12 protein-coding genes are annotated in these 14,390 nt (G+C 53.1%); 7 read left to right on the top strand and 5 right to left on the bottom strand.

The genetic code is table 11. The annotated features are described in order from the left end of the window. Positions 1-217: 217 nt before the first annotated feature. Complete coding sequence (gene argA / locus KUO20_RS03180; RefSeq protein WP_235041463.1) at positions 218-1,531, top strand: amino-acid N-acetyltransferase; 1,314 nt, start codon at positions 218-220, stop codon at positions 1,529-1,531. Here the strand turns inward: argA and KUO20_RS03185 are convergent. Then, positions 1,528-2,520 carry a YeiH family protein gene (locus KUO20_RS03185; protein WP_235041464.1) on the bottom strand — a complete coding sequence of 331 codons (993 nt, stop codon included), beginning with the start codon at positions 2,518-2,520 and terminating at the stop codon, positions 1,528-1,530. The two genes, argA and KUO20_RS03185, sit on opposite strands and share 4 nt — an antisense overlap. 99 nt (positions 2,521-2,619) lie before the next feature. Here KUO20_RS03185 and KUO20_RS03190 point away from each other — a divergent pair, with 99 nt between their 5' ends. After that, entirely contained in the window at positions 2,620-3,537 is a 918-nt protein-coding gene (locus tag KUO20_RS03190) for a LysR substrate-binding domain-containing protein (RefSeq protein ID WP_235041465.1), read from the top strand. A gap of 10 nt (positions 3,538-3,547) precedes the next feature. Here KUO20_RS03190 and xseA read toward each other — a convergent pair whose 3' ends face one another. Then, complete coding sequence (xseA, locus tag KUO20_RS03195; RefSeq protein ID WP_235041466.1) at positions 3,548-4,888, bottom strand: exodeoxyribonuclease VII large subunit; 1,341 nt, start codon at positions 4,886-4,888, stop codon at positions 3,548-3,550. Positions 4,889-5,086: 198 nt separating this feature from the next. Here xseA and guaB point away from each other — a divergent pair, with 198 nt between their 5' ends. From guaB to KUO20_RS03215, 4 genes are all read left to right on the top strand, one after another. Beyond that, positions 5,087-6,556: an IMP dehydrogenase gene (gene guaB, locus KUO20_RS03200; RefSeq protein ID WP_235041467.1), complete on the top strand. Its 1,470-nt coding sequence runs from the start codon at positions 5,087-5,089 to the stop codon at positions 6,554-6,556. A 96-nt stretch (positions 6,557-6,652) separates the two neighbouring features. Continuing rightward, positions 6,653-8,230: a glutamine-hydrolyzing GMP synthase gene (gene guaA / locus KUO20_RS03205; RefSeq protein ID WP_235041468.1), complete on the top strand. Its 1,578-nt coding sequence runs from the start codon at positions 6,653-6,655 to the stop codon at positions 8,228-8,230. 551 nt (positions 8,231-8,781) lie between these two features. Next, positions 8,782-10,029, top strand: coding sequence for an AAA family ATPase (locus KUO20_RS03210; protein WP_235041469.1), 1,248 nt, complete (start codon positions 8,782-8,784; stop codon positions 10,027-10,029). A gap of 1 nt (position 10,030) precedes the next feature. After that, the gene (locus tag KUO20_RS03215; RefSeq protein WP_235041470.1) at positions 10,031-10,723 is read left to right on the top strand and encodes an HNH endonuclease; all 693 of its coding nucleotides are present in this window, start codon (positions 10,031-10,033) and stop codon (positions 10,721-10,723) included. Positions 10,724-11,432: 709 nt separating this feature from the next. Here the strand turns inward: KUO20_RS03215 and KUO20_RS03220 are convergent. The 3 genes from KUO20_RS03220 to KUO20_RS03230 all read right to left on the bottom strand — a co-directional run bounded on the left by KUO20_RS03220 (position 11,433) and on the right by KUO20_RS03230 (position 12,885). Next, positions 11,433-12,323, bottom strand: coding sequence for a pseudouridine synthase (locus KUO20_RS03220; protein WP_235041471.1), 891 nt, complete (start codon positions 12,321-12,323; stop codon positions 11,433-11,435). 126 nt (positions 12,324-12,449) lie between these two features. Beyond that, a complete protein-coding gene (locus KUO20_RS03225) occupies positions 12,450-12,632 on the bottom strand; it encodes a hypothetical protein (protein ID WP_235041472.1) in 183 nt (60 codons plus the stop codon). Further along, positions 12,622-12,885: a helix-turn-helix transcriptional regulator gene (locus KUO20_RS03230; RefSeq protein ID WP_235041473.1), complete on the bottom strand. Its 264-nt coding sequence runs from the start codon at positions 12,883-12,885 to the stop codon at positions 12,622-12,624. The genes KUO20_RS03225 and KUO20_RS03230 overlap by 11 nt, the downstream gene beginning before the upstream one ends. A gap of 372 nt (positions 12,886-13,257) precedes the next feature. Between KUO20_RS03230 and KUO20_RS03235 the strand changes: the two genes are divergently transcribed. Next, complete coding sequence (locus KUO20_RS03235) at positions 13,258-14,370, top strand: Fic family protein (RefSeq protein WP_235041474.1); 1,113 nt, start codon at positions 13,258-13,260, stop codon at positions 14,368-14,370. The last annotated feature ends 20 nt before the right edge of the window (positions 14,371-14,390 follow it).

The following is a 14,390-nucleotide window of genomic DNA, read 5'->3' on the forward strand; positions in this document are numbered from 1 at the left end:
TTCGGCTAAACCAGTTCTGGTAAATCAGTTCGACTAAACCAGTTCGGCTAAACAAGCCAAGCAGGCATAAAAATAACGGCGGCACTCTTCATTGCGATCTGCATGAGAATCAGCAGATATGCAATTGAAGGTGCCGCTGTTTTTTATGCTCTGTTAAAGTAGCCAAGTTGAACGTGATAACAGCCTGTTTCTTTCACCTGCTGCCGGAGAGCGGCCCTTGGATACGCGCTTCCCCTTTGTCGATTGGTTTCGTAACGCTTCCCCCTACATTAATGCGCATCGGGGGCGAACCTTTGTCATCTTAATTGAAGGCGAAGCGATGGCCTCTGGCCGCGGGGAGCAGCTGATTCAAGATTTAGCGCTGCTGCATACGCTGGGCGTGCGTTTGGTGGTGGTGTTTGGCACTCGCCCACAGGTGCAGGAAGCCTTAACGATGGCGGGCGTTGAGCCCACGCGTATTGATGGCCGCTGGGTCGCCGACCGCGCCGTGATGGTGCACGTGGAGCAAGTCGCTGCGCACCAACGGCTGTGGCTAGAGGCCCGGCTTTCCCTTGGACTGCCCAGCACGCCGCTACACGGCGTAGAGCTCAGCGTGATCTCGGGCAATCTCGTCACCGCTAAGCCGCTCGGCGTAAGAGAAGGCGTGGACTTTGACCACGGCGGGGAAGTGCGCCGCGTGCGGGCCAGCGCCATTGAAGGCCTGCTGGAGAAGGGCTCGTTAGTGCTGCTGCCGCCGCTAGGCTTTTCAAGTACGGGCGAGGTGTTTGACCTGGAGGCCGCCGAAGTTGCCCAGCACGCCGCCGTGGCGCTAAAAGCCGATAAACTGATTTTGCTCGGTGAGTCCGAAGGCTTAGACGATGAGGATGGTGCACTGCTGCGCCAGCTTTCTCCGGCAGAAGCAGAGCCGCGCATAAGCGCCGCGCTGCCAGGCAGCGAGTTAGCCCGTCATTTACAGGCCGCCTGCACCGCCGCAAGGCAGGGCGTGGCGCGCACGCATCTACTTTCCTGGCGCAACCATGACGCTTTGCTGGGCGAGCTGTTCACCCGCGACGGCGTGGGCACCATGATTACTCAGCATCGTTATGAGCAGCTGCGCCCGGCCACGCTCAACGACGTGGCGGGCTTGCTGGAGCTTTTAGAGCCATTAGAGCGCCGCGGTATGCTGGTTGCGCGCTCAAGAGAGCGCCTGGAGCACGACATCGATGATTACATGGTCATTGAGCGGGATGGCATGGTGATTGGCTGCGCCGCGCTACATGTGTTCCCGGATACGCGCATTGCCGAGCTGGCCTGTGTCGCGGTACACGACAGCTACCGCGGTGGCGAGCGTGGCGAGCGTTTAGTGGAAGCCATAGAGCGCCGTGCCCGCCAGCGCGGCCTTAGCGAGGTGTTCGTGCTCACTACTCATACCGCGCACTGGTTTGTTGAACGTGGATTCCATGCCGCAAGCCTAGATGATTTGCCACCGCTTAAACGTGAGGCCTATAACCACGCGCGTAAATCGAAGGTGTTGATGAAAACGCTGGCTTAGCCCACGAGTAGCTGGCTGAGCAAGCCGCCGCCCACCACTAACAGCACAAATAGAATCAGTCCTAGAATAAAGGGACGAACACCTAATTCCATGAGCTTCGCTATTCGTGTGCCGAAACCCAAGGCGGCCATGGCCATCGCTAGCGCCACTTGCCCTGCGAATATCAGCGTCTGACTCAGGACGCTGGGTAGCGTCATGAAACTATTAATACCCACCACCGCCATAAAGCCAAAAGCAAACCAGGGAACAACCAGTTTTCCGGTTTTAATGCTCGCGTCAGAGGCATGCTGCTTACTCCACCATTGCCCGATAATCAGCAGAAAAGGAATCAGTAGCATCACTCTAACGAGTTTGACGATAACGGCATTGGTGAGCGCATCTTGACCCACTGCATCGGCGGCGGCGACCACTTGAGCCACCTCATGAACGGTTGCGCCAATATAAACGCCATACAATCCTTCACTCATCCCTGTCAGTGGATACAGCAAGGGATAGATAACCATGGCTAGCGAACCAAACAGCACTACCGTTGCGACTGCGATCGACGCGGCGGCGGGCTTAGAGCGGATGGTGGTTTCAGTGGCAAGAACGGCGGCAGCACCACAAATAGCGCTGCCGGCACAGGTCAGTAGCGTCGTTTCGCGATCCATGCCCAGTAGCCGAGTGCCGATTTGATAGCCGACGACCAAGACAGTGCAGACCACAACTATATCCAGCAGCAACGCCCACGGCCCTAGTGCGAAAACTTGTTGTACCGTCAATGAAAAGCCGAAAAGTACGACCCCGCCCCGAAGCAGCCAGCGGGTGGCAAAGTCCAGCCCCGGTTGAGTGCGCGTAAAATGACGTGCAAAGGGCAGGTTGCCTGCTATCAGCCCCAGGAGTAATGCGATCACTAATGGGCTGATGCCGCTGGAGGCTAACCAGGGCAGATACGTCAGAGCAAAACCTGTAAACGTTAATGCACCACAGAGAAGTAGGCCTTGCCACATGAGTTAATGCCTTTGATATGAATTTACGGTTAGTCTATTAAGAAATAAGTTTATGCATTAACATTTAATAATAATATAGCTATTCGGTAGAGCCGATGTATGACGCCGCATATAACGTTTCGCCAGCTCCAGGTTTTTGTGTGTGTCGCTCAGGATGGCACTGTGATTGCCGCGGCTCGGCGCTTAAGCCTTTCTCAATCAGCTACCAGCCAATCACTGGCTGATTTTGAGCGGCAGTTAGGCGTTGATCTCTTTGAGCGGCTGGGTCGTCGGTTACGGCTCAACGATTTAGGGCGCTCCCTGTTGCCCAAAGCCGAACGCCTGCTGGATGGTATGGCTGACTTCGTCGCCGCTGCTGAGGAGCCTGAAGGAGGGTTGCGAGGAACGCTTATGGTGTCGGCAAGCACGACTATCGGCACTTATTTATTGCCTCCTCTGGCCGGTAATTTTTGTAATCAGCACTCGGAAGTGGATCTGCGCTTAAGGCTGCGTAATACGAGTGATGTCATTACCGATTTGCTGCGTTTTGATGCCGATATCGGTTTGATAGAAGGGGTGTGCCACGAACCACGTCTAGTCAGCCAGGCCTGGCATAAAGACAAAATGGTGATCATCTGCTCACCCCAGCACGCCTTGGCTCAGAAAAAACAGCTGGATGACGCCGACTTGAATGAGGCTGCATGGATTCTCCGTGAGCCCGGCTCCGGGACGCGAGACGTGTTTGAATCCGCAGTATTGCATCACGTAGAGCGGCTACAGGTGCGTATGGAGCTCAGTCAGAGCGAAGCCATCAAGCAGTCGGTAAAAGCGGGCTTTGGACTGGGCTGTTTGTCATATCTTAGCGTGGTGGGCGAGCTTCAGCGCGGTGAGTTAGTGGCGCTTGAAAGCCAATTGGCGCTCTCTAGATCTTTTTCGCTGATCTGGCATCCCGAGCGATATCGAAGCCCGCTGTGGCAGGCGTTCAAAGTATTTTTGCTAGACGACGGCAATTTCCCCTACGCCAATGTTCGCAGTTAGCCAGCGGCTCCTAGGACTTTAAGCGCCGTTTCACCTCGACATTTAACCTGCCTTCCCCGAGCTTCACGGTGAGCTTCTGACCTGGCCGGGTATCGGCGGCGCGCCGAATCACCTGGCCCTGTTCATCCTGGGCAATCGCATAGCCTCGCCCCAGAACCGCCAACGGGCTGATTGCGTTTAGCTCCCGCGCAGCGCTGGTTAATCTCGCCTGTCGACTCTCAAGTTGACGCTGCATCGCCGCGCCCAAACGGCGCTGTAGCTGACTTAAACGTTCTTTTTCTGCACGGTGCAGGCGCGTCATATCCTGGCTAACTAAACGCCTGCTCAGCTGTGTTACCTGCGCTTTTTGCTGCTCAAACGTTTGCCGCATGGCGCGATTCAAGCGCTGATGAAGGCCCGTCAAGTGCTGGCGCTGGCGGTTGAGCTGCTCGCCTGGGTGGCGCAGCTTGGCGCGCAGGGTATCCAGGCGCTGGCTATCGCGTTCCAAGCGCGCCTGCATGGCTCGAAGCAGGCGGCTGTGCTGATGCTCAAGCTGGCGCTTAAAGGTATTTTGATCCGGCACCAGACGTTCGGCGGCGGCAGAAGGGGTGGGCGCGCGCATGTCCGCGGCAAAATCCGCCAGGGTGACATCTACCTCGTGGCCCACCGCCGACATTACCGGCAGCTGGGAGTGAAAAATCGCCCGCGCCAGATGCTCGTTATTAAACGCCCACAGGTCTTCAAGGCTGCCGCCGCCGCGGGTCATGAGTATCACGTCGCGCTCAGGGTCTAATCGCGCCTGGCGATTGAGCAGCGCCAGCGCCGATATCATCGCTGGTGCTGCCTCTGCCCCCTGTACCGGCACGGGAATCAGCGTGACATCTGCCAATGGCCAGCGGGCTTCAAGCACCGCCAGCACGTCACGAATGGCTGCTCCGGTGGCAGAGCTTAAAATCAAAATCTTACGCGGAGGGAAGGGCAGCGGCCGGGCATTGGCAAACACGCCTTCGCCTTCCAGCTGCGCTTTTAAGCGCTCAAACGCCGCCAGCAGCTCACCCAGCCCCGCCGCCTGAACAGCATCAGCAATCAGCTGGTAGTCGCCACGTGGTTCAAACAGCGACACCCGCCCGCGTAGTTTAATCTGATCGCCATCGCGCATCGGCGCCGACACAAACCGCGCCCGCTGGCGAAACAGCGCGCAGCGAATCTGCGCCCGATCATCCTTCAGCGTGAAATAGACATGCCCCGACGCCGGGCGAGAGACGTTAGAAAGCTCGCCTTCTACCCATACTTCGCCCACATCGCGCTCAAGCGTTTGCTTGGCTCGCTGGTTGAGTTGGCTGACGGAAAGCGCCTGGGGAATCTCTGGCATGATTTAATCTCAAAAAAGCCGAATCGCAAATAAATAATAGTGGGTTAAGCCTATCATTAAGCCGTCATAAAAAAACGGATTAGCCGTTGGTCGCGGTTTGCTAGCGTCTCCGCATTGCTGGGGCGGCCCTCAAAACGCTATAATAGGCGATTAACCTTTCACGCCCCACTTCTCCTCTTCCATCAGGGTGTTGCCGCTATGCTACGTATGGCCCAAGAAGCGCTTACGTTCGATGACGTACTTCTCGTTCCTGGCTTCTCCGACGTTCTTCCCAAGGATGTCAGCCTCAAAACTCGCCTGACCCGCAATCTCTCGCTCAATATTCCACTTGTTTCTGCCGCGATGGACACCGTTACCGAAGCCCGTTTGGCGATTGCCATGGCTCAGGAAGGCGGTATCGGCATTATTCATAAGAGCATGGCAGTCGCTCAGCAAGCAGCCGAAGTGCGTAAGGTCAAAAAGCACGAAAGCGTGATTGTTAAAGACCCGGTCACCGTTAGCCCCAAAGCGAAGCTGGAAGACCTGCTCAGCATGGCGAAAGAGTACGGCTTTTCGGGCTTCCCGGTGGTTGAGGGCGAAACGCTGGTCGGTATTGTGACTGAACGCGACATGCGCTTTCAGCCCAACGTAGGCGACAGCGTGGCCGATATCATGACCCCGCGTGAGCGTCTGATTACCGTGGCCGAAGGCACCGAGCTTGAAGTCAGCAAAGCCAAAATGCGCGAACACCGCATCGAAAAAATGCTGATTGTCGACGATGAGTTTCACCTGCGCGGTTTGGTGACCTTCCAAGATATCGAAAAAGCCCGTACCTACCCTATGGCCGCTAAAGATAGCGATGGCCGTCTATTGGTGGGTGCTGCGGTGGGCACCGGCCCTGAAACGCCGGACCGCATCGCGGCGTTGGTTGAAGCAGGCGTTGACGTGCTGGTTGTCGATACGGCCCACGGCCACTCCAAAGGCGTCATCGACCGTGTACGCTGGGTGAAAGAACATTACCCTGACCTGCAGGTGATTGGCGGCAACATTGCCACCGCTGCCGCCGCTGTCGCGCTGGCTGAAGCCGGTGCAGACGCCGTTAAGGTCGGTATCGGCCCGGGTTCTATCTGCACCACGCGCGTTGTGACCGGCGTTGGCGTGCTGCAAATCACCGCCGTTGCCAACGTTGCGGAAGCGCTTAAGCCGTTTAATATCCCGCTGATTGCCGATGGCGGCGTACGTTACTCTGGCGATATCGCTAAGGCGATCGTCGCTGGCGCCAGCACTGTGATGCTGGGCAGCATGTTTGCAGGTACGGAAGAAGCGCCCGGTGAAGTCGAGCTGTTCCAAGGGCGTACGTATAAAGCCTACCGTGGCATGGGTTCCATGGGCGCGATGTCCCAAACGCAAGGCTCTTCAGACCGCTACTTCCAGAGCAAAGATGAAGGTGTTGAGAAGCTGGTGCCGGAAGGTATTGAAGGTCGCGTACCTTACAAGGGCCAGATGACCGCCATCGTGCACCAAATGCTGGGCGGCCTGCGCGCCTCCATGGGCTACACCGGCTGTCACGACATCGAAGAAATGCGCACCAAGCCCGAGTTCGTCAAAATTACCGGCGCTGGTATGGCCGAATCTCACGTTCACGACGTGCAGATCACCAAAGAAGCTCCCAATTACCGGGTGAGCTAACCAGCACGTTTAGATAGATGGCGCGGCGGGCTTTGCCCCGCCGCTTGCTTTTTGGCCTTACCAGCGGCACCTACACCGCTTAACCGAGACCCCGCCATGAGTGACATTCACGCCCATAAGATTCTGATTCTCGACTTCGGCTCACAGTACACCCAGCTGATCGCCCGCCGTGTACGTGAGATCGGTGTGTTCTCCGAAGTCCGCGCCTTCGATATCACCGAAGAAGAGATCCGCGAGTACAACCCTAACGGCATCATCCTTGCCGGTGGGCCGGAATCCGTAACGGAGCTGGACTCCCCGCGCGCGCCGCAGTGCGTGTTCGAAATGGGCCTGCCGGTGTTTGGTATCTGCTACGGCATGCAGACCATGGCCGAGCAGCTGGGCGGTAAAGTGGAAGGCTCCAACCAAAGCGAGTTCGGTTACGCGCAGATCCAAATCGACGTTGATAATGCGCTGTTCAACGGCATTAAAGACCACGTAGACACCGCTTCCGGCAAGACTCTGTTAGACGTGTGGATGAGCCACGGCGACAAGGTAGCCAAAGCGCCGGATACCTTCACCGTAACGGCTTCCACCCCCAGCTGCCCGATTGCCGCCATGGCGTGGGAAGAGAAGCAGTTCTATGGCGTACAGTTCCACCCGGAAGTGACCCACACGCTGCAAGGCCAGCGCATTCTTGAGCACTTCGTGCTGAATATCTGCAAAGCCGAGAAGCTCTGGACGCCTGCGCAAATCATCGAAGACCAGGTACAGCGCGTACGTGACCAAGTGGGCGACCGCCATGTACTGCTCGGCCTTTCCGGCGGTGTCGATTCCTCTGTTGTGGCGGCGTTGCTGCACAAAGCGATTGGCACCCAGCTGACCTGCGTGTTCGTCGACAACGGCCTGCTGCGGAAGCAGGAGGGCGACCAGGTTATGGAAACCTTCGCCAAGCATATGGGCGTGAAGGTGATCCGCGTAGACGCCGAAGACCTGTTCCTCGGCAAGCTGAAAGGCGAAAGCGACCCGGAAGCCAAGCGTAAAATCATCGGTAACACCTTTATCGACGTGTTCGATGAAGAAGCCAATAAAATTGACGGCGTCGAGTTCCTGGCCCAAGGCACCATTTACCCGGACGTGATCGAATCCGCCGCTTCTAAAACCGGCAAATCCCACGTAATCAAATCGCACCACAACGTGGGTGGCCTGCCGGAAACCATGAAGCTCAAGCTGGTCGAGCCGCTGCGCGAACTGTTTAAAGACGAAGTGCGCAAACTCGGCCTGGAACTCGGCTTGCCCTACGATATGGTGTACCGCCACCCGTTCCCTGGCCCCGGCCTGGGCGTGCGTATTCTGGGCGAAGTGAAGAAGGACTACGCCGACATCCTCCGCGATGCCGACGCCATCTTCATCGAAGAGCTACGCGCCTCTGGCTGGTACGAAAAAACCAGCCAAGCGTTCGCCGTGTTCCTGCCGGTCAAGTCAGTTGGAGTAGTAGGCGACGGCCGCCGCTACGAATGGGTCATCGCACTACGCGCGGTAGAAACCATCGACTTCATGACCGCCCGCTGGGCGCACCTTCCCTATGAGCTGCTGGAGAAGGTATCTAACCGCATCATCAATGAGCTGGGTGGGGTTTCTCGGGTGACTTATGATGTTAGTAGTAAGCCGCCGGCTACTATTGAGTGGGAGTAGGGCTCGCTACCAATAGCGTATAAAGCCTTAAGCTAATCAATGCAATGCCAGTCAGTTTTACCGACTGGCATTTTTTATGATTGCTTCTGCTCACTGCCATGCAGGCGTTGTCTTTTGGTAGACGGTAACTGCACAACAATGGACACGGCTCAAAAATGAAAGCCATTGCCTACAAAATGGAGATGTTCAAAACAGGTTAGCCGGGAGTGTTTACAAGGATATGACGAGATCGGTCGATCAAATCGAAAAAATGAAACGCTGGCCGTTTGGCCGACGCAAGCAGTTAGAAAGCACACGGGCTAGTGATGGTGCACCAGCTCTAATTTATATACATCAAACATACTCTGGTGAAGCTGTAACTTGTTTCTGAAAAAGCGCGTCAGTATTTTGTTGGTTCAGTGAAATGAGGATTAGCTGACGTATGGAAAAACTTCAACTAGCAAAAGACAATACAGACCCCAATGTCTTTCCCAGTCAAGTTTTACAAAATCAACTTTACCCTTATCAACCAAATGCTATACAATCTAGCTAATACCGATTGAGGTAAAGTTATGTCAGGCTATCTAACTAAAATTAAAACGAAGATCCCTTACTCTGATAAAGAAGTAGATATCGACGTCAACGGTAAAACGCTGATTTTAACTGGCGGAAACGGTTGTGGTAAAACTCAACTGCTAAGCTATGTTTATAATAAATTAATTGCTCGTGTGATAGAACGAAAAAATACTTCGATACAGCAACTTAAACAGAATATTGAACACTTAGAAAGACTTGTTGAGCGTGAGGGTCCTACAAATAGCTCGTACGATTCTTGGGTTTATGGTGTGGAAGAGAGTAAGAAGCAAAAAGAAGAACTAGAGAACCCTCCAATTAACCTATCTGATCTTGAAGACTTCGTGATAAAGTACAAAAATTTTCACGCCGTTCTTCTTCAATTTGAGGCAGGTAGGGAATCAGACATTCTTAAACCGTCTTCTGTTGCACCAATCGACAGTCTCAAAGAGAAAGACCGAGATACAGTTTCACTTCCACATAAACAGAGAACCACCTCTTCTATCTTTGAAGAGTTCCTAATAACAAGCATTGCGAACCAAGCATTTTCCGAATCCAAAAAAATCAACAATAACCCTGAAGAAGCTGAACGCATTGATAAATGGTTCAACAAGTTAGAGGCTGACTTACAGAACCTTTTTGAAGATAATGAACTTAGATTGGTTTTTAAGTCTGACTCATTCTCTTTCGAAATCCATCAACCAAACAAAGAACCTTATACATTCCAAACACTGTCATCTGGCTTTTCTTCTATCATGGCAGTCTACGCTGACTTAATTGCTAAGGTTTCTCTGCGTTCAATAGATCCAGAAGAGTTAACCGGTGTAGTCTTGATTGATGAGATAGACGCTCATCTTCATGTCTCACTACAAAAGAAAATACTATCGTTTTTAACAGGAGCATTTCCTAAAGTTCAGTTTATTATTACTACTCATTCGCCATTTGTTGTCTCATCTGTTAATGATGCTGTCATTTATGACTTATCTAAGCTAGAGCAAGTTGAAGACCTATCTATGTACTCATACGAAGCAGTACTTGAAGGTTTATTTGGCGTACTTCCAATTTCTAACTTACTTCAACAAAACGTTGAAGCACTAGCTAAGCTGCTAGAAAAAAATCCTATTAATCTTAATGAAGTTCAATCAATTTTAGATAAGCTCCCCCAAGATAAAAATTCATTGGATTCTGAGTCACTCTACTTTGTTAATTCAGCAAAGCTAGCGATCAAAAAAGCAAAGAGGCCGTAGTATGTTCAATGTAGTAAGGCATGAACCAGCTCCTGCTTCGCTAGCTGGAAAACGAAAGTACGACTCAGAGGATGTGTGGCAAGCACTAAACAAGGTATTTCAAAAAAAATGCTATATCTGTGAAACTAGCGAACCTTTAGATATTAACGTTGAACACTTCGTGCCACATGAGGGTGACGAAGATTTAAAGTACGATTGGAATAACTTGTATTTCTCGTGTGGACGTTGTAACAACATAAAGCTTGCTAAATATGATGATCTTCTCGACTGCTGTAACCCAGATACTGATGTTGTCCGCGCTGTTAAACATTTACCACCATCAACTCCATACGCAAAACGGCTTAAAGTTGAAGCTCAACATGATGACGCTAAAACTAAGCTAACAGCAGAACTCTTGGACAAAGTTTTTAATAGTGAACACACACCTAACAAAGCGGTTTCAGCTGCTTTTCTTAGGAAGAAGGTGTTTGAACAATACAATCTTCTGTTAAAGCAATTAAACAATTACTATGACCCTGTTGCTTTGCCGGAGGAAAAAGAAAGTGCTGTTGAACGCATCAAGCTTCTTCTAAAAGCTACTTCTCCATACAGTGCATTTGTAAGTTGGTGCATCATGGAAGACGAAGAGTTAGGACCCATGTTGCACGACTTCGTTGGCATGCCTGAGCAGTGTTTTCATTCATATTACTATTAGGAAAGGCAAGGTGGGTAACTAATTTGCTATTGCTTTGATCACCTTGTTCTAATTTTTTTGGAGCAAAAATCAATCTGTCGTTAAGTAACTGGCTCGGGCATAAAAATGTTCGCATTAGTCTCTAAATGTAAAAGTATTGATGTATTATATTAATTTGGTATTAAAAGTTTCTCGCGCTTTTAACTCAGAAAAGTTATTCATTCCTGTTTAGTGTAACCATAATAAGCATTCAGAACTTTGTACCATGCGTTTACACTGGAAGGTATTGTAATGCTCCCTTAGTTTCTACACATCTTACGCGGCTGATACCGGGTGTGCTCGGGATGCCACATAGCCCAGAGACTGATGGGGCCTCCACTCATTGTAGTACCGGACCTACCTGTTTGGTCCCGGGAAGAAGCGTTTCACGAGTCCATTCTTTTCCGGTATATATCGCGTCGTGCACTCCTGTGTGAAGCCATAGGCCTTCACCGTCCCCGTGTAATGACAGCTGCTAAAGACCAAGCCGTTGTCGGAGCTAAGTGCCAGCGGTGGCAGAACGCGTCCCACATACCCAGCCGATAGATCAGCGCCTCCTCCAGGCAGTCTCTGCTGTCTTGCAGCTGCCACTGTCCGATAACCGATCGCCAGCCAATAGCCGGGATGAAAATGATGGTCCGGCTCGAGACGCGCTGTGGGGAGCCAAAGATAGGGGAGTGATGACGCCGCGCTAGTTAAGCGTCAGATTGCCATCGTATTCAATGCGCCTAGGCTCATTTGTCACGGGATCAGTGAACTCGAAGCCCTTGGAGAGCAACTGCAAAGGGCGCGTATAGTCATCCGGCGAGAGCGGCTGCAGCACCGGGTAGTAGCGGTCATTCAAAATCGGCCAGCCGAGTGACTGCATGTGCAGGCGCAGCTGGTGGCAGCGCCCGCTGACGGGGTGTAATTCGAACAGCGCCTGCGTGTCGGTTTGCTGCAAGCAGCGGATCACCGAATGGCTGTTGGCGTCGCCTTCGGTGACCCGCATGCGAAAGCGCTGCTCGCTTTGCTCGATGCGATTCTTTACGTCCCACTCTCGACCCACCAATGACGTATTGCCGTCTACCTCGGCGATGGCCTGATAGGTCTTGTGAATCTGTCGTAACTTGAACAGCTGGTGATACAGCGCGCGGGTGTCGGGATTGAGGGAGCAAAGCACCAGTCCTTCCGTCACTCGATCCAGGCGATGCACTGCCTGTAGCGCCTCGATCCCCGTGCTTTTGCGCAGGCGCTGTTGTAGGCACTCATTTACGTAGCGCCCACCGGGCGTGACGGGCAGAAAGTGCGGTTTGTAGGCCACCAGAATGTGCGCATCTCGATAGACAGTATGCTCTGCGAAGGGAATGCTCGGCTCGCTTGCTACTTCGCGATAATAGAACACGCGAAGCTGTGGCTTGAAGGGCGTCGCCGGCGTAATCCAGGTGCCGTCATCGCGATGCACCTTGCCGGTGGCCATGCGTTCACGCCATGTCGCATCATTGATGGCCGGAAACGTGAGCAGCAGATACTCAAGCACCGTCGACACACCGGGATTGACCTGAGGCAGGCTCAGCTTCGAAGGGCGTTTGGAAATGGACATGATATGCATCACAGGTTGGGATGGGTGAAAAAGTGGTAAGAAAACCTCACCCTCTAGGCGGTCGCGCTAGTGTAACCGAGAGAGGTATTCGTGTCGGGCGAGATATGTCTCCTCTGTCAGTCTGGTTCACCGGTTGGCGTTAATGCCGTTGTGAACCTGCTGCAAGAGCGATAATGAAGGTGAGAGGCTTACTGCATAAGGATGCCCGCGCCACGCCGGGTCATATTCAAAGCGCAGTGGGTGAGTGTCAAACAGCCACCCGACGAGCGCTTGCGCGTGATACACCGCCGAGGTGGCTTCACGCGCCATGGCGACCGTCCCCTTTACGCTTCACGACCACCTCGAGCCCCATCAGATCCAGCACGTATAGTACCTTCTGTAATTGCAGGGTAGGCTTGCCGCGTTCCAGGTCAACGATAAAACGGTTGCCGGTGCCCGCAAGGCCCGCCAGATCAATCTGCAAGAGCCCTTGTTCGGCGCGAAGCTGACGCACCAAGTGGCCGAGATCCTCGCTTTGACGGATAGCGACCGGTTCTGTAAGAGAAGATGCATTGCTGGGCATGTTGGTTCGCTCTGAATTACCGTTCGGTAACTTTAGGCGAAATATAAGGCTGTCTCAATATATAAATTACCGATCGGTAATTTTAATGGATAGAGCTGGTTACCGGAAAAAAGCGTCCTCTCTGTGCTCAAGTACTCACATCGTTATCACGGCTGACAGCGGAATATGAGCGATATGCGCTTTAGGCTTTTGCCATGGCTGGTCCTGGGTGGGCGGTAGCCATTCGATCTTGTCTTTGAAGCCTGTGATGTCCACTTCAATAACGACGGGTACTTCTTTTAATGTGAAGTATCGATTTTTAGATGGTCGTTGAGCCGAATATAAACCATAATCGGCTCATAAATTGATTCGAATAGGTATGGCAATCAGCTCATGTATATCTGGCAGCAGCACAATTGGCCCTTTTTTGGATGGGATGAACCTACTCTAAAACCTACGCTAGATGCCATCAGGTTACTGCAAGGCCGGGTGATGGGTAGAACGGATGCTGCCCCCGAGCAGACGGATCTAGAGGTGGAAATGGATGCCCTTATCCAGAACGCTATCCGCACCAGCGAGATTGAGGGCGAGCGCCTGGATGTTGGGTCCGTGCGTTCTTCCGTTGCGCGTCACTTAGGATTGGAGCAGGCGGGTGTATCCACCAGAACCACGCCGGAATCCGAAGCGCTGATTGAGCTTTTGCTGCAAGCAACCCACCATCCAGACAACCACATTTCCTACCAGCAACTCTGTTTCTGGCAGTCCTTGTTGTTCGTTCAAGGCCCTGGCCTGTTAGGCAAGGTACGTGTAGGCGAGCTGCGAGGCGATCATCCTATGCAAGTTGTATCGGGGCGAATTGACCGGCCCACGGTGCATTTTGAAGCGCCGCCACGTGAGACCTTAAAAGTTGAGCTTGATACATTTATTGACTGGTTCAACCATCCGCCAGAAGGGCTTGATCCGCTAGTGCGTGCTGGTATCGCCCACCTGTGGCTGATTACCTTGCATCCGTTCGATGATGGAAACGGGCGTGTGACGCGTGCGGTAACGGATAGGGCACTGGCGCAAGCCGAGCGGCAATCGGTCCGCTTTTATTCGCTGAGCGCAGCGATCATGGCGCGCCGCGAGGCGTACTACGATCACCTGGAAAGCGCTCAGAAAGGCAGTCTCGATATTACGCAATGGTTGTTGTGGTTTCTGGACACGCTGAAAGAGGCACTTAAGCAAGCGCTGTTAAGAATCGACCGTGTACTCATGAAAACCACCTTCTGGCAGCGCCATGCGACCACCGTGCTGAACGAACGGCAAATCAAGGTGCTGAATCGTTTGTTGGACACCGCAGGCGAGGAGTTTGCGCAGGGCATTAATGCTCGTAAGTACCAATCGTTGGCTAAGGTGAGTAAAGCTACCGCCACGCGGGATCTGGCCGAGCTGCTGGAAAAAGGCTGCCTTTCCAAGCTTCCCGGCGGCGGGCGCAGCACTCGTTACTCCGTGGTGGTGGGCTAGGGCTGCCTGTTGAAAACTAT

The sequence above is a fragment of the Vreelandella profundi genome (assembly GCF_019722725.1).
In the GTDB taxonomy this organism is placed as follows: domain Bacteria; phylum Pseudomonadota; class Gammaproteobacteria; order Pseudomonadales; family Halomonadaceae; genus Vreelandella; species Vreelandella profundi.